The sequence below is a fragment of the Candidatus Neomarinimicrobiota bacterium genome, assembly GCA_021734025.1.
GTDB lineage: Bacteria > Fidelibacterota > JAANXI01 > JAANXI01 > JAANXI01 > JAANXI01.
The window spans coordinates 20,811-39,397 of record JAIPJS010000028.1 but is presented as its reverse complement, the minus strand read 5'-3'; the positions used below and the strand labels follow the sequence as shown (position 1 = coordinate 39,397).

The window sequence follows — 18,587 nt, the reverse complement described above, 5'->3', positions numbered from 1 at the left end:
CGGAGTTGGTCGAAGGCTTTTTTGATATCGTGCATGAGGCTATCTCCTTGTTTTATTATGAGCTTAGCACCCATAATATACACAGGAGTAGCCTTCTGTACGAGTCTTTTTCTGTTCATTGAGTTTCGCACAACGGGTTTAATTAAGTTATTTAAAGGTACGATTCAGGAAGGAAAATTAAAACAGACGCTATCTCCTGTATTTTCATGAGAGTAAAAGTGTTTTTCAGACAAACCACTATAATCCTTCATAAATCAGGATATTGCATTTTCTGATTGCCATCCGTAAACTGATTGAGAACTGACTGGTCAGTTTTATAAAATGATACAGAATGAAATATTGTTGAAAATATTACCAAAATTTATGCTGAACACAGGAACTTAAAATGGAACTGATTCGCCGGTTTGTTCAACGATACCCCAAGTCGATAATTACCATTACCCTCCTGCTTACCGCCTTCTTCGGATATCACGCCTTTGACATCGGCGTAAATACCGAACTGGAGCAGATGTTTCCCGCCAACCATCCGGCAGTGGAAACCTTCAATCAGGTAGCCGAAAAATACGGCGGCTCCGAATTCATCGTATTTGTCGTGGGCGATGAGAACATTGCAGATGTGGGAGGACTCCGCCTTATCGATTCCCTCACAACCGCATTCGGCGAAATTGACGGTGTGGAACAGGTCACCAGCATCACCAACGTGGATAAAATCCGTGGTGAAGGTTTTACCATAGAAGTCGGAGCACTTGTGCCCGAACTGCCGGAGACGCCGGAAGCCGCAGCGCAGATCCGCGATAAAATCCAAGAGCATCCGCGATATATCGACTCGATTATTTCCAAAGATTTCCGGTACGCCAATATCCTGGTGCAACTCGATCCGGATTCCGACCAGAAAACCGTCGTTCGTGAGATGAAGCGCATCCGGGAATCCACAGAATTCCCCGGCGAAACCTATCTCACCGGCAGTCCGGTGCTCACCGAAGAAATTGCCGACAGTATGCAGGGGGATATTATCCGGCTGCTTCCGTTTGTTAGTATCATAGTGATGCTCATCCTGTTCTGGGGTTTCCGGAGCAAGCGCGGCGTCGGACTCCCGATTGTCATTGTGTTCATCAGTCTCATTTTTACCATCGGATTTTCCGGCTGGCTGGGACAGCCACTATCGATAGTGAGCACTGCCCTTCCGGTGCTCCTTGTAAGTGTGGGCAGCGCGTATGCCATCCATTTCCTGGCGCGGTTCTATGAAGATCAGCATGAGGGACTCGGCAAGAAAAAGGCCGTTTCGGAGAGTATCCTGAACGTAGGACTGGCTATTGTCATGGCAGGGATTACCACCGCCGCCGGATTTTCTTCGCTGGGACTCTCACAGCTCCGCATCATTCGGGATTTCGGTCTGCTTACAGCTTTCGGAATACTCGTTGCGCTTCTTATCTCCATCACCTTTCTACCGGCGGCACTTCTGGTTATGCGTGCGCCAAAGAATTTCCGTTCCGCAGAAAACCGCCGCGGACTCGATTCCCTCTTTGATAAAATTTCGGATATCGTACACAACTACTCAACCCAGGTGATTATTATCGTTCTCGTCATTATCGGGGTTTCCGCCTGGGTGATACCATCGATTCAACCGGAGACGAACTACATCACCTTTTTCCCGAAGAACAGCGAAGTCCGAAAGGCGCACGACCTAGTGAACAAGGAATTCGGCGGCGCGGCTTCTCTGGAAATTGTTATCAATACCGGCGAACAGAACGGCATTGAGAACCCGGAATTTTTACAAGATGTAAAAAACCTCCAGATGGCTGTAGACAGCATCGATCTCCTCGAGAATTCGCTGTCTGTGGTGGATCTACTGGCGGAGGAGAATCAGGCGCTTCACGAGAATGATCCCGCATATAACCGGCTGCCGGAATCGGGAATCGCCCAGTATCTCCTGCTGTTGGAATCCGACGATGATGCCATTCTGGAGGACTTTATCGACTTCGATCACCAGGAGATGCGGATTCGCGTGATGAATGGCAGCACCAGGAGTACAGTGACTAAAAATATTCTGGAGAAGGTTGACGGGCTGATTGCCAAGCATTTCGGGGATCGCGACCTGGATATCACCGTGACCGGCGTACCGGTGTTGGGCGAGCAGCTGATGGCGCTGATTCTCTCCAGTCAGATCCGGAGCATTATCTCTGCGGTGCTGTTCGCGTTTATCGTCACCAGCCTGCTGCTGAAGTCGGCACGCAAGGGGCTGTTCTGCAGTATTCCCATCGCGGTGACGGTGCTGGTGAACTTCGGCATTATGGGCTGGAGTACCATTCCGCTGGACGTGGCCACGAGCATGATTGCCAGCGTCGCAGTGGGAATTGGTATCGACTACAGCATCCATTTTTACACCCGGTTTCAGGAAGAGGTGGACAAGAACGGTGACCTGGAGTCCGCACTCAATCGCGCCATCCATACGGTGGGGAGAGCGAACTATTTTAACGCATTCGCAGTGACCGCTGGCTTCCTGGTGCTGCTGCTCTCGACTTTTCCACCGTTACGGATGTTCGGTTTGCTTTCATCTGTGACTATGGTGCTCTCTTTCCTTGGAGCGATGATTCTGCTCCCGTCGCTGATTGTGGCATATGAGAAAGTTCGAAACACAACATAAGGATATGAAGATACGAAAATTAATACCAATGGGAAGTTGAACGAAAAAACCGGAGTAATATTTATGAGACGAAGCGCTTTTTACATCGCTGGGATAATTTTGGGTATCGTCCTGATTACCGGACATATATCGGCGCAGGATTTAACTGCGGAAGAGGTAATTGACAACGTGGAAAATGCCATCGATGCTACCTCGGCGGAGATGCAACTCTCCATGGATCTGTACAACGCGTCGGGGAGTAAACGGAGTCGCGGTCTCAAGGTCTATATAAAAGATGCAGACGGACAGACCAAGTCGTTTATCCGGTTTACGGCGCCGGCGGATATCGAAGGGACTGCTTTTCTTTCGCTGGAACAGGATAACGGTGACGAGGAGATGTATCTGTACATGCCAGTGCTGGGGAGCGTCCGGCGGATTGCCGGCAGCCAGAAGAGTGGGAGTTTCGTCGGTACCGACTTCACTTACAACGATATGACGATCCTGGGTGGAGGGAACTACGGCGAAGATTATGAAGCCAGCATTATCGAGTATACCGGAGAGGCGTATGTCCTTCGGCTGAATCCCCTGAAGGACGATATCGACTACCACCATACTGTGATGCGGGTCCCCGTATCCACCTGGTTTCCCTCTGAAATAGAATTTTACAGCAGTGAGGAGACTGTACAAAAGCGGCTCACTAACGACCAGGTAGAGCAGGTAGACGGGAACTGGACGGCCAGAACCATGACTATGGAAAACGTGGAGAAGGGTTCGAAAACGGTGTTGCAACTGGATGAAGTTCAATACAACGCGGAGATTCGGGATCGTATTTTCACGACACGGTATATGGAACGACAGCGGTAGAGATATTAGCGGTTATACGGTAGAGCCGTGCCATGGCACGGCTCTACCGTTTAATTCCAAATTATTGTAATAAAACTCTCGGGGAGGTTTCCGATGAGACGAGTATCAGAATTAGTCTATTTAGCGTTAGGTATTTTTCTAATTACATCAGCCGGATTAGCCCAGGACTTGGAGATCAGCGGCCAATACAGGGGCGAATTTGAGGTTCGGAGTGCGGACAGCAGTTACGCGCATCAGCAGTGGCTGAACCTGTATTTCGATAAATCGCTGGGACAGGATGCCGGTATGCATCTGGACGTGGAGCTGAATTCGTACGGCACCAATTCGGTGACTCCCTTGTTCCAGGAGGCGTACGTGGACTACTACACCGATTACATCGACTGGCGATTCGGCAAGCAGGTCATCTCCTGGGGCAGCGCCTATCAGCTGAATCCCACCTCCTACTTTAATCCGTACGATCTCACCATCATTAATCCCGGTGAGAAGCGGATGGGTGTAATCGCGGCGTCGGCGCGGTACTACGGCCCGCAGAGAATCGAGATCGCCGGAGCGATAACACCGTTTCATTCAACGCATCAGCTGCCACCGGGCTCCGAACGGATGCTCCTTGCCCAAACCGCCGCTCAAGTCACCCAGGGACTAAATCAGTCTGTTCCGGGGATTACTATTTCTCCGGATCCCAATAACCCTTACAGTATCCCGGTTGTACCTTCAACGTTGGAGAAAACTTCCGGTGGATTTCAGGTAACTAAGCGCGGATTATGGAACTTCGACGTCTCCCTCAGCGGTTATCACGGATACGGAAAATTCTTTGGCGTTGATGAAGAAGCTACCGGCAATTCCATCACCGTCATTCCGGGACAACCGAATCAAACGGATCCCCTGGCGACGGTGTATTTCTACTATCCCGAGGTCAACCGGGTTGGTCTCGATATCATAGGTACGCTCGGCGATGCCGGGATTTGGGTCGAGGGGATTCAAAACAGGTATACCAATGATCATCTGGATAACGCATTTTCCGTGGTGGGCGGCGCCGACTACCGGTTTGCCAATGACTTGTACCTTGTCGGCCAGGGGCTCTATATTCAGGGGCGTAGCGAGGATGAGGATGACGTCACGGCTCTGATGATCCACGGGACAAAAACCGTCTTCGGTTTTCACGGCATCGAACTGACCGGACTGTATGACCTTGAGAGCGAATCCTATTTCCTGCAGCCGCAGTTCAACTATTCACTGGGCAACGCAGTGGCGCTTGAGTTTGGTGGTACTCTGGTGCATTTGAATAACGCTCAGTACGGCTCCCTATTCTCCGAAATGATCGGAGATCGGGTATACGGACGGTTGACTGTGGATTTTTAACGCGAAACGAAATATTGCGTATTACGTATTGCGTAAAAAACCGGAGAACGGAGGCTGGAGAAGGGAGACCGGAAAAAACGGGAATGGGGTATAGGGTATAAAGTAAAAGGTATAGGGGTATAGGGGCATAAGGGTATAAGGGTGGGGTTCCCTAATCCTAATCTTAATCTTACTCTTAATCAGCTGTGTTTATGAAGAAAAGGCCGATTAAAAAATGAAGAGTGAAGAAGGGAAGGGAGAAGGGAGAAAGGAGAAAAGGAAAAAACTGTTGGTAGTTCGTGGGTAAAATTTCAACTAGGCGATAGAGAATTGAATGACTCAAAATGATATTTCGAACTACCAACTACTAACAAATAACAACAAACAAACCCCGCTAAAGTGGGAACTACCAACGGGCTTTGACGCTGAACCAGGAAGCTCAATGCACGCTGTTTTTAACAATAACACTTTAACACGCTAACACAATAACACACTCTGTTACTTGAACACACGAACACTTAAACACTCGAGCACTGTTCATGGAACCCAAACAACGCCTCATCATAGACACCGCCATCGACATCTTTGCAGAGAAGGGATTTCAACAGACGACGATGCAGGAGATTGCCGAGACAGCCGGGGTGGGCAAAGGAACCATTTACCGATTTTACTCCAGCAAAGATGATCTCCTCTCTTCCCTGGTGGAATTTGCAATTGAGGACGTCACCAATGAGATACGACAGGCGCTGGAACCAATTGACGATCCCGTGGAAAAATTACGAGCCATCATCGCGGTTGAGATTGCCTACTATGATGACCACCCGAACCTTGCTAAATTCCTTATCAGAGAAGTCCTGGGCTACCGGATGAAATTCGAGGATCATATCCGGCAAATCCAGTCCAGCCGGACAGCTATATTGGAACCGATCATCCAAAATGGATTAGATTCCGGTGAATTTCGCCAGGTGAATCCAACGACAATTGCCGCCGCGATTGAGGGGATGATCCTCGCATCCGTGATTCAGTGGTTTCTACTGGACAACGGTTTTCCCCGGGAGGAGATTCAAGCCGACCTGGAAACATCCGTTTTTCGGGGTCTTTTAAAATAAACTGAGCCGGCGAATTGAACTAAAAAAAACGACTGTGGGCACCCTGGCCCACAGTCGTCTTGCACTTTCACAATATGTGTCCACTTAGATGATCAACATCGCATCACCAAAGCTCAGGAATTTGTAGTCCTTCTCCATCGCATGCTGGTAGGCATCCAACAGTCCGTCCTTATAATAAAACGCGCTCTGGAGGATCATTGTCGCTGATCTCGACTGCTGAAAATTGGTGATGAGCCCGTCGACTATCTGAAAATCGTACGGTGGATAGATGAACAAGTCTGTCCAGTTTTCCTTCTGTACGATAATTTCACCCTGGTACTGATTAGACTCCAGCGCCCTGACAGTTGAGGCACCGACAGCCACAACGCGGTTCCCTGATTTCTTAGCTTTATTCAGGCGATCAATTGCCCCGGGCTGAATTTCAAACCGCTCTCCCTGCATATCGTATTTGGAGAGATCGCTAATGGTAATCGGTTCGTACGCCTCCAGACCGAGATGGAGTGTAATTTCAACAATTTCGATGCCCTTATCTCGGAGCTTATCCAAAAGCGACTCTGTGAAGTGCAGACCAGCAGAAGGGGCTACCACAGAACCGGGTTCTTTGGCATAGACCGTCTGATACCGTTCCTTGTCCTCCTCTTCGGATTCCCTGTCGATGTAGGGTGGAAGCGGCGCCTTGCCTATTTTTTCCAACTCACGGCGGATTTCTTCTCCGTCTCCCTGAAATCGGAGTACCCGCCCACTGGAGACGGTGTTATCAATCACATCACACTCGATACTGTCCCCAAAGCGTATGGAATTGCCAATCCGAACCTTTCTGGCCGGATCGACCATCGCTTCCCATGTGGTGGGATTCAACTCCCTGATCAGGAAAATATCAATGGGATCGCCGTTATCTACCTTAATTGCGTCAAACCGGGCTGGAAAAACCCGCGTATTATTGACGACGAGCACGTCACCTTTCTCTAAATACTCTGTGACGTCAGTAAATACCGTTTCATCAGGGGATTCCCCTGTTCGGTGCAACACCATCATCTGGGCGCTGTCCCGTGGGTCCGCCGGGTATTTCGCTATTTTATCCTCGGGTAGTTCGAATTCAAAATCGTCCGGGTGAACCTTATCACTTTGTAAAATCGGATCGACCTGGTTAAATGCCATGTATTTTTTATCTCCGTTATCTGTTAATACATTTTATAAATATAGATGGTACGAAATGGAAAATAAACTCTAAAGTCTTTAATATTCTTAAGTGATTTTGTAAATAAAATATTATCCTGAAAGAAAATCAAATGAAAAACATCAGTAACGGAATAAATCCACTTTTCTCTTTTCTGAAACTTCTCACAGAGTAACCTGCTGTAATAGTTTTAGTAAATTGGATCAGCTGGAAATCAGCCTAAACTCTGCATCATCTTATGAATCAGTTCGGCAAGCGGTGCCGGATAGATACCGAAGTACAAAATAGCGATACTCAGAACTCCAAAGATTATACGCCCCCCATAGCTCATCGCAGGTAGGTCCTCAGATGAACTCGAAGATGAAAGCATTGCCACCACAACTCTGAGATAATAGTATAAGCCGATGGCACTATTTACAGCCAGCACGAGGACCAGCCCCCACAATGCAGAGCCCACACCGGCGGTTACAACAAAATATTTTCCAATGAATCCGGCAGTCAGCGGGATACCGGCCAGGGAGAACATCATCAGAGTAAAGCCGGCTGCCAGCCATGGACGCGTCCAGAACAGGCCGCGATAGTCATCAATAGAAACTCGCTCGTCCCCTCCCTCGGATAATAATGAGATTATGCCAAATGCACCGAGCGTAGTCGCAAAATAGACCACCAGATAGTATGCGATGGCATCCAGCGCCATTGCTCCACCTGCAATAAATGCCACCAGGATATAGCCCAGATGGGAAATCGAAGAGTAGGCAAGCAGGCGTTTCACGTTCCGTTGCAGCAGTGCCAGGAAATTGCCGGTAAACATGGAAAGAACAGCAATAATGCTCACAGCGACTATCACGGACTGATACTCATATCCATTTGTCGTGACAAAATACCGTAGCAACACAGCCAACATTCCGCCCTTGGATACCGTGGCCACAAATGCCGTAACCGGTGCAGGTGCCCCTTCGTACACATCTGGAGTCCACATATGGAACGGGACTACGGCCAGTTTAAACCCGGCGCCGGTGAGAATGAGTCCGAACCCGGTCAAGATAAATACCGAACGGAATCCCCCGGTTTCTGCAAGACGTGTTCCGATGACACTAAATTCCATCGCGCCGAGTTCGGCATAGACAAGCGCCATTCCAAAAAGTAAAAAGGCTGAAGAGGCGGCCGCCAGTATCAGGTATTTAAGACCGGCTTCCAGTGGTAAATTGCTCTCCCTGAGATAGGCAATCATCACATAAAGCGAAACCGTCAAAATCTCCAGCCCCAGAAAAAGCGACACAAAATGGGTCGCGGCTACCAACACATTGGCTCCGAGGACAGCCAGGAGCAGCACGATAAAGTATTCTTCCCTGTTCTCGTCCCGTTCTTTCATATAGTTGTATGTCAGCATGGCAACTACGGCAGAGGCAGCAAGTGTCAGTCCGATAAAAAATAGTGCAAAGTCATCAATACGGATCAGCGACGAAACCTGGATCGGTGACAGAGCGCGGGCCATCGGTATAGTCAAAAAAGATCCGAGCATACCGGCCAGGGTCAGCAGTAATGAAAGAAAGTGATTCCGCTTTATCGCAACCTGTAGCAGCACCACAATGGCGCTTACAGCAACAACGATTATCGGTAGCAATCCTGTAAATTCCGAACCTGTCATTACATATCCTCGTTATCGAGTTCAGCCTTGAGGTAGTGTTCAACCTCCGCCATCGACAATTCGTTTGCGTCATTCGCCGGTGTTGTTTTTTCTGAAATGGTTTGGATCCGCACCGATTGTTCGATGTTCTGTACGGCCGGTTTCGCTGTATCAAGCACCGGTTTGGGATAGAGCCCCAGCCAGACAAGGACCACCGCCATCACCGCCATGATGGTGATATGCCGGCCACCGAAATCTGTGATACCCCAGGATTCACGGGGTTTTCCGTGGAATGCCCGCTGCACAACCCACAATGAATATACCGTCGCGAACACCAGCCCAATGGTGGCAAACACGGTCAATGGGATATTCGCCTGATAGGCACCAAACAGTGCCAACATCTCGCCAACGAAATTACCGAGCCCCGGCAATCCCAATGACGCCATGGCCAGGAACATCCCGGCAGTGCCCATCTTTGGAACTGTATCCCAGAGTCCGCCCATGCGATCCATATCTCTGGTATGAATTTTTTCGTACAAACCGCCGACCAGAATAAAGAGCCCCCCTGTGCTCAGGCCGTGAGCGATCATAGTCATCACGGCGCCCTGTATGGCAATCTCGTTCATGGCGAATATGCCGAGCAGCACAAAACCAAGATGACTCACACTGGTATACGCAACAAGCCGTTTTAAATCATTCTGGGCAAACGCCAGAATGGCGCCATAGAGGATGCCAACAACCCCAAGGAACATGGCGTACGGGGCAATTGTCGCAGCAGCGCCCGGAAAGAGCGGCAACACGAACCGTAACAGCCCGTATGCGCCGGTTTTCAACATGAGCCCGGCGAGGATGACACTGCCAGCTGTTGGCGCTTCGGTATGAGCGTCCGGCAGCCAGGTGTGCACCGGAAATGCCGGCAATTTTGTAATAAATGCGATGAAGAAGCCCAGCATGAGCCACATGGCCACGTTCGGCGCCATAGAGGTGCCTAGCAGTTCCATGTAATTAAACGTGTACACCCCGGTTTCCGCGTGATGGACAAAGTAAAGCCCCAAAATCGCCACCAACATCAGCAATCCGCTTGCCTGGGTAAAGATGAAAAATTTGATAGAAGCGTAAATGCGGTTTTCGTGTCCCCAGATGGCGATGAGGAAATACATGGGAATCAGCATCATTTCCCAGAAGAAGTAGAACAAAAAGAGATCCATGGCCATAAATACGCCGATAATGCCGCCGAGGATCCACATCAGATTGAAGTGGAAAAATCCGCTCCGCTCCTGAATCTCCGTCCAGGACGCCATAATCGACAGGATGCCGAGGAGCCCTGTCAACAGAATCATCAGCAGACTGAGACCGTCCAGCGCCAGGTAAAAGCTGATACCGTACTGCGGAATCCAGTCCCACTGGAACTCAGCCAGCCACGCCCCCTGCCCCAGCATCTCAACCTTGTCAAAGTACTGGATCCAAAGATAGACTGCTAATCCGAGATCGATAACCATGGCAATGAGGGAGACCCAGCGTCCGGCCGCTTTGCTTTGGCGATCCAGAATCCAGGCGAGAACGCCACCTATAATCGGGATGAGAATTAACCAGACAAGTATCATAGAAACACCACAATTGCTATAGTTATTACGGCACCGAGTGCGATGCCTGCTGCATAAAACCGCACCTTCCCGGTCTGGGTCTGGCGAAACAGCATATTAAATCCCTGGGAGAGCATAGCAATGCCCTGATAGAGGAGATCGACGAAATCGCTCTTGTTCACCCGGGTGAACCACATGAGTGGCACGATAAACACCTTATCATACAGCCAGTCGAATTTCCAGCCGGAGAACAGAAATTTTCGGACCGGGGCGGCACCGGGTACCTTAGCCAAATTTTCAGCCGTTTCGGGCTTTTTCAGATACATATGATATGCCAGATAAATCCCTGAGAGTGAAACCACGACTGCAATCAGCTGGAATAAGAGTTCCGTTCCGATGCTCCTGTGAAAAGCGTCAACTTCCGGAAGCGCGGAATGAAGGAACTCGCCGAATGGAGCAAAATGTCCCATAGAATGCGGCATCTCCACGAAACCACCGATAAGAGCGAGTACCCCGAGCACAATAAGTGGAATCTTGATCGCACGCCCAGGTTTGTGATCGACCTCGGTTTTGGACTTGCCATAGAAAGTCAGGAAGACCATCCGGAAGGTGTAAAGACCAGTGATAAACGCGCCGATTAATCCGCCGAGCCAGAGCCAGACGCTCCCGCCCTTTGATGTAAGCGAGTACCAAAGAATAGCATCTTTGCTGTAGAACCCGGAGCTGATCAACGGGACCGCAGCGAGTGCAGCACTTCCGGCAAGGAACGTCCAGAATGTCACCGGTAGCTTATCCTTGAGACCGCCCATCTCAAACATATCCTGCTTGTGATGCTGGGCCAGGATGACGGCACCGGCGCCGAGGAAGAGCAGCGCTTTGAAAAAGGCGTGGGTCATAAAGTGGAACATTGCCGCAGTGTACGCACCCACTCCAAGCGCCAGAAACATGTAGCCGATCTGGCTGATGGTAGAATACGCCAACACTCGCTTAATGTCCCGCTGTACTAACGCGCTGAATCCGGCAATGAGTAACGTAGCGACGCCGACAATAGCGACGACCAGTTGCACAGCCGGTGCAAGATTAAATATGACATTTGTGCGTGCAATGAGATAGACTCCAGCAGTGACCATGGTTGCGGCATGGATAAGTGCACTCACCGGAGTCGGGCCGGCCATAGCGTCCGGCAACCAGGTTTGCAGCGGCAACTGTGCTGATTTACCAACCGCACCACCGAGCAGCAATGCCGCGGCCGCCACTGCGTAAGGTGATCCCATAGTCCACTGGAGTGAAGCTTTCCCGAGTATGGCCTGGATGTTCAGTGTACCCAGTTGAGTAAAAAGCAAAAACAGCCCGATAGCCATGGCAGTATCACCTACTCGTGTTACCACAAACGCCTTTCGTGCAGCGCGCCCGTTAGCGGGATCCTTATACCAGAAGCCGATAAGCAGGTAACTGCAGAGGCCTACGCCTTCCCATCCGAGATACAACAGTAAAAGATTGGATCCGAGCACCAGCATCAGCATCATTGATATAAACAGGTTCATATAGCTGAAAAACCGGGCATAGGATTCATCATCCGCCATATACTCCACGGAATAAAGATGAATAAAGAACCCGACCACCGTGACTACCAGGGTCATCAATAGCGACAGGCTATCCAGGTAAAATGAAAATCCGGGGGTAAAATTCCCGACGCCGATCCACGTCCAGAGAGTCTGGGTAAATGCGTGTCCTTCCGGGGGCGCCGCCATAAACTGTAAGCCGATTCCCACCGCGATAATTGCTGAAATCCCAACAGAACCAACGCCAACCACAGCTGCAGTCTTTTTGGACATTCTAGCGCCCATAAAGACCAGAATCAGGAAACTTACAAACGGGATTGTCGGTATTAGCCAAAGAAGATCTAGCACATCAACCTCTCAGATTGCTTGCGGCGTCAACGTCAAGTGTTTTGAATTTCTCGTAGAGCTGAAGCAGCAGCGCCAGGCCGACTGCTACTTCCGCGGCAGCTGTTGCCAGAATAAACATAAACATGACCTGTCCGTCCGGCTGCATCCACTGTGCGCCAGCCACAACGAAAGCCATCCCGGCGGCATTCAGCATGATCTCGATTGAGATCAACATAAAGATGATATTGCGCCGAACCAGCAGCCCGACCAATCCAATGGAAAAAAGGATGCCGGCCAGCATCAGTCCGTGTTCCATGGGAATCATTGCCATAAAATTGTTTTTCTCATCCTCGTGCGTTTAAATTCCCGTTACCGCGCTTTTTTACCGAGATGATATGCGCCGACAAGTCCGGCCAGCAGCAGCATGCCTGCCAGTTCCACACCGAACATATATGTGGTAAACATACTGATGCCCACTTCTTTGGGCTCAACTGCCGTGGATCCCATCGGCGTTACATGACCGGTACTCACCATATAGACGAACTCAGCGCCAAGTATAACAGCCAGGATTACAGGACCGATCCACATCTTTGGCTCAAGCCATTGCCGTTCTTGTTCTTCTGACTTCTTTCCCAGGTTGAGCATCATAATGACAAAGATAAATAACACCATAATCGCACCGGCATAGACTATGACTTCCAGCGCCGCGACAAATGGCGCGCCGATGGAATAAAAGACAATGGCCGCGCCGAACAGCGAGACGATCATATATAAAAGTGCATGGACGGCATTTGTCCGGGTGATCACCATCAATGATGCGATAATTGCGACTGTCCCGGCGATGTAAAATACTGCGGTCATGATAGACTCGTGTTTGTCCCTATGGCATTAATGTGTGTATATCAACAGGCTCTTCTTCGTTCTCGGCTTCACCCTTGCCCTTGCCGCCAATTTCCAGCCCAGCGACCTTATAATAGTGATATCCCGGATACTTCCCTTCACCGGAGATGAGCAGGTCTTCCTTCTCGTAGACCAGGTTGTTCCGGTCGTACTCTACCATCTCGAAGTCCGGCGTGAGCTGTATTGCGTAGGTCGGGCAGGCGTCCTCGCAATAGCCACAATAGATGCACCGCGAAAAGTTGATCCGAAAGAATTCCGGGTAGCGCCGACCGTTTTCGTCTTCCGTCGACTGCAACGAAATACAGTCTACCGGGCACGCTACGGCGCAGAGATAACACCCAACACAGCGCTCACCGCCGTCGGGATCTCTGGACAGGATAATCCGGCCCCGGTATCGCGGCGAAAGATCCGGCTTTTCGTCCGGATACTGCACAGTCTCCCGCTTCCGGAACATGTGCTTAAAAACAATCCAAATACTTCGCAGTACGCTAAACATATATATAAACCTCGTTATTATCCGATTGCTATCACAATGGCGCCGGTGACCATCAGATTGGCGATTGCCAATGGCAGCATCACCTTCCAGCCATACGACAACAGTTGGTCGTAGCGGGGTCTGGGCAACGATGCGCGCAGCAGAATGAAAAAGCAGATAAATGCGAATGTCTTAATCAGCATCCAAACTATGGGTGGAAACCAGGGTCCGAGCCAACCGCCAAAAAACAGCGTAGCGATCATGGCCGAGACCAGCGTAACGCCAATGTACTCTCCGACGAAAAACATGCCGAATTTCATCCCGGAGTATTCCGAGTGGAAACCGGCGATAATCTCAGATTCCGCTTCCGGGATATCCAGCGGCAGCCGATGTGACTCCGCCAATCCCGCAAGTAAAAAGATACAAAATCCGAAGAATTGCGGAATGACGTTCCACATCCCCTCCTGCGCCAAAACAATTTCGCGCAGGTTAAAAGAACCGGACATTAGTACGACGCCCAGCAGCGACAGCCCCATAAAGACTTCATAGCTGATCATCTGGGCTGCACCCCGGAGACCGCCGAGCAGCGAATATTTGTTATTGGACGACCACCCGCCAAGTACGACACTGTAAGCTCCCATGGATGACATAGCCAGAAAGAACAGCAGTCCGATATTCATATCGATAATGCCGATATTCGGTCCAACCGGCACAACGGCGAACGACATCAGCGTGCTGAACATAATCACCATGGGTGCAATGATAAACACCGGCTTGTCGGCGAACGGCGGAATCCAGTCTTCCTTGGTAAAAATTTTGATCATATCTGCCACCACCTGGAGAATACCAAATGGCCCTGTACGATTCGGGCCGTAACGATCCTGCCAGAGCGCCAGCAGACGGCGTTCCAGCCAGATCAGCCCCGGCGCAATGGTGAATACGCCAAGCAGAATTCCAAGTGCGGCAAGTACAGTATGATTCGAGGTGATCATGATCCGGACACTCCGTGGATTTTCGTCCAGTTCGGTAATTGTAATCCTTGTAGTTCTGACAATCCGACCGGCAGACCGATGACGCCATCAGGGAGATTTTCGTGCAGCGTAATGGGCAGAGTGAATTTCCCGTCTTCATTTTTGACGGTTACTTTACTCTCCATCTGCAGACCGAGTTTTTCGGCGCTGGCAGGGTTCATGGCCACGTAAGCGTCCGGAATTCGCTTGGCCACACCGTGCGCCTTGGCACTTAACTCCTCACTTCCAAAGATATGATGGAGTGGAATTCCGTACCATTCGTTTTCTCTCGGTGCAAATGCTTCCGGTATATCTGTGTAGTATTTCACTTCTCTTTTCGTGTTCGGTACGATCAGCCTGATACCCGGATCGCCACCACGCATTTCGCCGCCGACTTCGTTCAAATATTTATTAGTGGACTGCACGGAATTCCATCCCGGCGACCAGAAGTATGATGTTAATCCAGACGGCTGTTTCCCGGAATACCCCTCCATGGAAAAGCTCAGCGGTGAGTCCGGATCTTCCGGTGGTTTGTGCTCGTGGATATCTACGTCGGCTTTCATGGCCGTCCGGCCGCTGTAGCGATACGATGACCGGGGAATTTTTTGGCCATGAATCCGGAATTTCGAGTCCGGTGCTACCCTCAGATCGTTATCGAATGTGGCGACACTTTTGGCCATGGCATTGAAAACACCGTCAAGCGTATTCCATTCGGAGACGTCCGTATCTTTGCCCCGCGCCAAGACTGAAGTCAGCCAGCGCCAGGATTCCTGGGTAGCTTTTTCATCCTCAAAGACCTGGAAAAACCGCTGGGCCCGACCTTCGTTATTAATAAAGGTGCCGTCACTATCGGCAAAGGTTCCGGCCGGGAGCAGTATCGTGGCTTTCCTGGTAGTTTCGGTTTCCAGATGGTCAATAACCACCACATTATCCACCTGATCAAAGAAAACATTCAATTCCTGTTCAGATGCCTTCCTGTACAGGTCGCTCTCCAGAATTATCGCCGTTCTCACCTTGTTTGATCGTGCGGCTTCGAATGCTTCTTCCAATCCCTTTCCGTTCAGAAAACTCACACCCATGCTGTTTGCATCGGGTACCGTCAGACTGAGATCAGCATTCACTCCGGATTCACACAACGCCCACGCCACATTTGCGGCGGATTTCAGGAGGGCTTCATTCAATAAGCTCGTCCCGGAAATAATCACCGGATGATCCGCATCTTTCAATGTTTGCGCAACGCGCTTTGCCATGTTTTCATCATCGGAAGATAAGCCGTCAACTTTTGGTGCTTCTTCGGCAAGATAGGCCGCTATTGCATATCCGAATCGTGCGAGGTCCTGAGGTGCGCCATTGTATTTTTCTGTGGCAATATCATCCAATTTCGTATTGGTGGGTGTCGCCAGGAACAACGGGCCGTGTTCGTCCTGCACCAGCTCCCGGACAGCGCTATCATGCCATTCCGGGATGCCGGCCTGCTGCGCCTTTTCCAGCGGCTTATTTTTCACTGCTTGCCGGACCGCCAGAGCCAGCATCGGCGCCGTGTTGGTCAGATCCTCTCCCAACACCAATACGGCATCCGCATCTTCAACATCTTTCAGAGAAGCGGATCGTGCCGGGCCGTTTTCCAGGATAGCCCTGGAAAGATTCACCATTTCGGTTTCGTTTTGCGTCATACCCGAAAAATAGGTATTTGATCCCACCAGGGTGCGCAGGGCAAAATTGGATTCCAGAGAAGCTCTGGGCGATCCGATCCCAATGACGCTGTGCTTGTCCGTGCAGAGATTCGCAATGACGTCCGCCACCTGCTCACCGGACACATCCACCATTTCCCCGGAATCCCGGTCTTTCACCAGTGGCGACTTAACCCGTTCTTCATTATTCACGAACTCATATCCAAACCGTCCGCGATCACACAGAAAATATCCGTTAACCGAGCCGTTATATCTATTCAGGATTCGCCGTAACGTACCGTAGCGCTCCCCGGCGATTGTATTGCATCCCAGGCCACAATGGTTACATACGGACGGTGCGGACTGCAGATCCCATTTCCGGGTATAATGCCGCTTTAAAGTCTTGTCGGTGAATACCCCGGTGGGGCAAACTTCAACCAGATTCCCGCTAAATTCATTCTCCAGCACACCGTCTTCATGGCGCCCGAAGTAGACGTGATCATGCGTAGCAAACGCCTGCAGATCATCGCCGCCGGCGTAATCGCGATAGTAGCGTACACAGCGGTAGCAGGCGATGCAGCGGTTCATCTCGTGATTGATAAACGGCCCCAGATCCTGATTGCGGTGTGTCCGTTTATTGAAGCGAAAGTCACGGTAATTGTGTCCGCTCATCACCGTCATATCCTGGAGGTGACATTCACCGCCTTCGTCACACACCGGACAATCGTGCGGATGGTTGACCATCAGCCACTCAATAACATTCTCACGGAACTGGGTAGCTTCGGGATGTTTAATTGAGATTCGTGTCCCGTCTGAAGCCGGTGTCATACACGCCATCACCAGGCGCCCCTGCTTATCATTCTCATCCTGGAACTGGACGACGGCACACTGGCGGCAGGCTCCGACTGATCCCAATTCGGGATGCCAGCAAAAATACGGGAGATCCTTACCCAGCGACAGCGCCGCCTCAAGCAGGTTTTTGCCATCTTTGACTTCGTACGGTTTGTCGTCTATATATATCGTTGGCATAAAATATTAACTCCAGGGACACCGTTGTTCTTTAATGTGTCGTTCGAAATCGTCGCGAAAATATTTCAATCCGCTCTGCAGCGGCTCCACGGCTCCGGGCGCCAGCGCGCAGAATGTTTTACCGGGGCCAAGCCATTTGGAATGATGGGACAATTTGTCCAGATCTTCCATCTGTCCCTTGCCGGTCTCGATAGCGTGGAGAATTTTTTCAGTCCAGGGCAGTCCATCGCGGCACGGCGTACACCATCCGCAGGATTCCTGCGCAAAGAAGTGTTCCAAATTTTCAATTAATCCAACAGGACAGGTCTGATCATCCAGGATAATCAGGGTTCCGGTTCCCATCCGGCTTCCGATTTCCATGACGGACCCGTAATCCATGGGAACATCAAGGTGATCCGGGACCATAAAATCGGTGGATGCACCACCGGGCAGAAAGCCCTTCAGCTCAAGCCTATCCTGCATACCACCAGCGTGTTCTTCGATAATTTCTCTGGAGGTGGTCCCCATTGGCAGTTCCCAGAGTCCTGGGTTTTTCACCTTGCCACTGACACCATACAGTTTCGTTCCGCCGTCCTCTTCACTATTGCTGATATCTTTATACCAGGTCACGCCGTTATTTACGATACCCGGCACGTTGCAGAGTGTTTCCACATTTTGAACGATGGTCGGCTTGCCCCAGAGCCCACTGGTCTGCGGGAATGGTGGCTTGGATCGCGGATTCGCCCTTTTGCCCTCCAGAGCGTTCAGGAGCGCGGTCTCCTCCCCGCAAATATACCGGCCGGCGCTGATGTGGACATGCATATCAAGATTGTATCCGGAGCCCTGAATATTTTCCCCGAGATATCCAGCCTCGTACGCTTCCGCAATGGCCTTCTTAAGCTGCTTTTCCGATTCCCGGTAGGCCCACCGCAGAAAAATGTATGATTTTGTTGCCTGAATGGCGTAGGCAGACAGGATCATCCCCTCCACCAACAGGTGGGGACTGTCCTCCATTAACACGCGATCCTTAAATGTGCCAGGCTCCATCTCATCGGCGTTGCACACCAGGTATTTCGGCGTCGGGGCATCATCGCCCATGGGAACAAAACTCCACTTCAGTCCGGTGTTGAATCCGGCGCCACCACGGCCCTTTAGTCCCGCCTCCTTCACGTGGTTCTGCAAATCAACGGGATCGGTCTCTTTCAGAGTGTTGCGAACTGCTTTATATCCTCCGGCCTGCTCATACTCCTGCAGAGACATGGGGCCTTTATCCGGTCTGATAAAATGTGTGAGCGGCTTGTCCATATTCATCTC

14 protein-coding genes are annotated in these 18,587 nt (G+C 50.6%); 4 read left to right on the top strand and 10 right to left on the bottom strand.

Going from position 1 to position 18,587, the window contains the following annotated elements:
* The first annotated feature begins 385 nt into the window (after positions 1–385).
* The 4 genes from K9N57_17180 (at position 386) to K9N57_17165 (ending at position 5,934) form a co-directional block, all read left to right on the top strand.
* A complete protein-coding gene (locus K9N57_17180; GenBank protein MCF7805913.1) occupies positions 386–2,644 on the top strand; it encodes an MMPL family transporter in 2,259 nt (752 codons plus the stop codon).
* Between the two features lie 63 nt (positions 2,645–2,707).
* Positions 2,708–3,487: an outer membrane lipoprotein-sorting protein gene (locus tag K9N57_17175; protein ID MCF7805912.1), complete on the top strand. Its 780-nt coding sequence runs from the start codon at positions 2,708–2,710 to the stop codon at positions 3,485–3,487.
* 93 nt (positions 3,488–3,580) lie between these two features.
* Entirely contained in the window at positions 3,581–4,846 is a 1,266-nt protein-coding gene (locus K9N57_17170) for a hypothetical protein (protein ID MCF7805911.1), read from the top strand.
* Between the two features lie 518 nt (positions 4,847–5,364).
* Positions 5,365–5,934 (top strand): TetR/AcrR family transcriptional regulator, encoded by a 570-nt coding sequence (locus tag K9N57_17165; protein ID MCF7805910.1) that lies wholly within the window; start codon positions 5,365–5,367, stop codon positions 5,932–5,934.
* Between the two features lie 84 nt (positions 5,935–6,018).
* Here the strand turns inward: K9N57_17165 and queA are convergent, their stop codons facing one another.
* From queA to nuoF, 10 genes are all read right to left on the bottom strand, one after another.
* Positions 6,019–7,092 (bottom strand): tRNA preQ1(34) S-adenosylmethionine ribosyltransferase-isomerase QueA, encoded by a 1,074-nt coding sequence (gene queA / locus K9N57_17160; GenBank protein ID MCF7805909.1) that lies wholly within the window; start codon positions 7,090–7,092, stop codon positions 6,019–6,021.
* 233 nt (positions 7,093–7,325) lie between these two features.
* Entirely contained in the window at positions 7,326–8,759 is a 1,434-nt protein-coding gene (locus K9N57_17155) for an NADH-quinone oxidoreductase subunit N (protein MCF7805908.1), read from the bottom strand.
* The gene (gene nuoM / locus K9N57_17150; GenBank protein ID MCF7805907.1) at positions 8,759–10,342 is read right to left on the bottom strand and encodes an NADH-quinone oxidoreductase subunit M; all 1,584 of its coding nucleotides are present in this window, start codon (positions 10,340–10,342) and stop codon (positions 8,759–8,761) included. The genes K9N57_17155 and nuoM overlap by 1 nt, the downstream gene beginning before the upstream one ends.
* Positions 10,339–12,231 (bottom strand): NADH-quinone oxidoreductase subunit L, encoded by a 1,893-nt coding sequence (gene nuoL / locus K9N57_17145; protein MCF7805906.1) that lies wholly within the window; start codon positions 12,229–12,231, stop codon positions 10,339–10,341. The genes nuoM and nuoL overlap by 4 nt, the downstream gene beginning before the upstream one ends.
* A 1-nt stretch (position 12,232) precedes the next feature.
* On the bottom strand, positions 12,233–12,541 hold the full coding sequence (nuoK, locus tag K9N57_17140; GenBank protein MCF7805905.1) for an NADH-quinone oxidoreductase subunit NuoK: 309 nt from the start codon (positions 12,539–12,541) through the stop codon (positions 12,233–12,235).
* 38 nt (positions 12,542–12,579) lie between these two features.
* Positions 12,580–13,071 (bottom strand): NADH-quinone oxidoreductase subunit J, encoded by a 492-nt coding sequence (gene nuoJ, locus K9N57_17135; protein MCF7805904.1) that lies wholly within the window; start codon positions 13,069–13,071, stop codon positions 12,580–12,582.
* Between the two features lie 19 nt (positions 13,072–13,090).
* Positions 13,091–13,627 carry an NADH-quinone oxidoreductase subunit NuoI gene (gene nuoI, locus K9N57_17130; GenBank protein ID MCF7805903.1) on the bottom strand — a complete coding sequence of 179 codons (537 nt, stop codon included), beginning with the start codon at positions 13,625–13,627 and terminating at the stop codon, positions 13,091–13,093.
* Complete coding sequence (nuoH, locus tag K9N57_17125) at positions 13,624–14,577, bottom strand: NADH-quinone oxidoreductase subunit NuoH (protein ID MCF7805902.1); 954 nt, start codon at positions 14,575–14,577, stop codon at positions 13,624–13,626. The genes nuoI and nuoH overlap by 4 nt, the downstream gene beginning before the upstream one ends.
* On the bottom strand, positions 14,574–17,294 hold the full coding sequence (gene nuoG, locus K9N57_17120) for an NADH-quinone oxidoreductase subunit NuoG (protein ID MCF7805901.1): 2,721 nt from the start codon (positions 17,292–17,294) through the stop codon (positions 14,574–14,576). The genes nuoH and nuoG overlap by 4 nt, the downstream gene beginning before the upstream one ends.
* 6 nt (positions 17,295–17,300) lie before the next feature.
* Positions 17,301–18,578 carry an NADH-quinone oxidoreductase subunit NuoF gene (gene nuoF, locus K9N57_17115; GenBank protein MCF7805900.1) on the bottom strand — a complete coding sequence of 426 codons (1,278 nt, stop codon included), beginning with the start codon at positions 18,576–18,578 and terminating at the stop codon, positions 17,301–17,303.
* Between the last annotated feature and the right edge of the window lie 9 nt (positions 18,579–18,587).

Coding starts and splice junctions, on each gene's coding strand:
- K9N57_17180 (MCF7805913.1), top strand. CDS start 386: ATGGAACTGATTCGCCGGTTTGTTCAACGATACCCCAAGTCGATAATT.
- K9N57_17175 (MCF7805912.1), top strand. CDS start 2,708: ATGAGACGAAGCGCTTTTTACATCGCTGGGATAATTTTGGGTATCGTC.
- K9N57_17170 (MCF7805911.1), top strand. CDS start 3,581: ATGAGACGAGTATCAGAATTAGTCTATTTAGCGTTAGGTATTTTTCTA.
- K9N57_17165 (MCF7805910.1), top strand. CDS start 5,365: ATGGAACCCAAACAACGCCTCATCATAGACACCGCCATCGACATCTTT.
- queA (MCF7805909.1), bottom strand. CDS start 7,092: ATGGCATTTAACCAGGTCGATCCGATTTTACAAAGTGATAAGGTTCAC.
- K9N57_17155 (MCF7805908.1), bottom strand. CDS start 8,759: ATGACAGGTTCGGAATTTACAGGATTGCTACCGATAATCGTTGTTGCT.
- nuoM (MCF7805907.1), bottom strand. CDS start 10,342: ATGATACTTGTCTGGTTAATTCTCATCCCGATTATAGGTGGCGTTCTC.
- nuoK (MCF7805905.1), bottom strand. CDS start 12,541: ATGGCAATGATTCCCATGGAACACGGACTGATGCTGGCCGGCATCCTT.
- nuoJ (MCF7805904.1), bottom strand. CDS start 13,071: ATGACCGCAGTATTTTACATCGCCGGGACAGTCGCAATTATCGCATCA.
- nuoH (MCF7805902.1), bottom strand. CDS start 14,577: ATGATCACCTCGAATCATACTGTACTTGCCGCACTTGGAATTCTGCTT.
- nuoG (MCF7805901.1), bottom strand. CDS start 17,294: ATGCCAACGATATATATAGACGACAAACCGTACGAAGTCAAAGATGGC.
- nuoF (MCF7805900.1), bottom strand. CDS start 18,578: ATGGACAAGCCGCTCACACATTTTATCAGACCGGATAAAGGCCCCATG.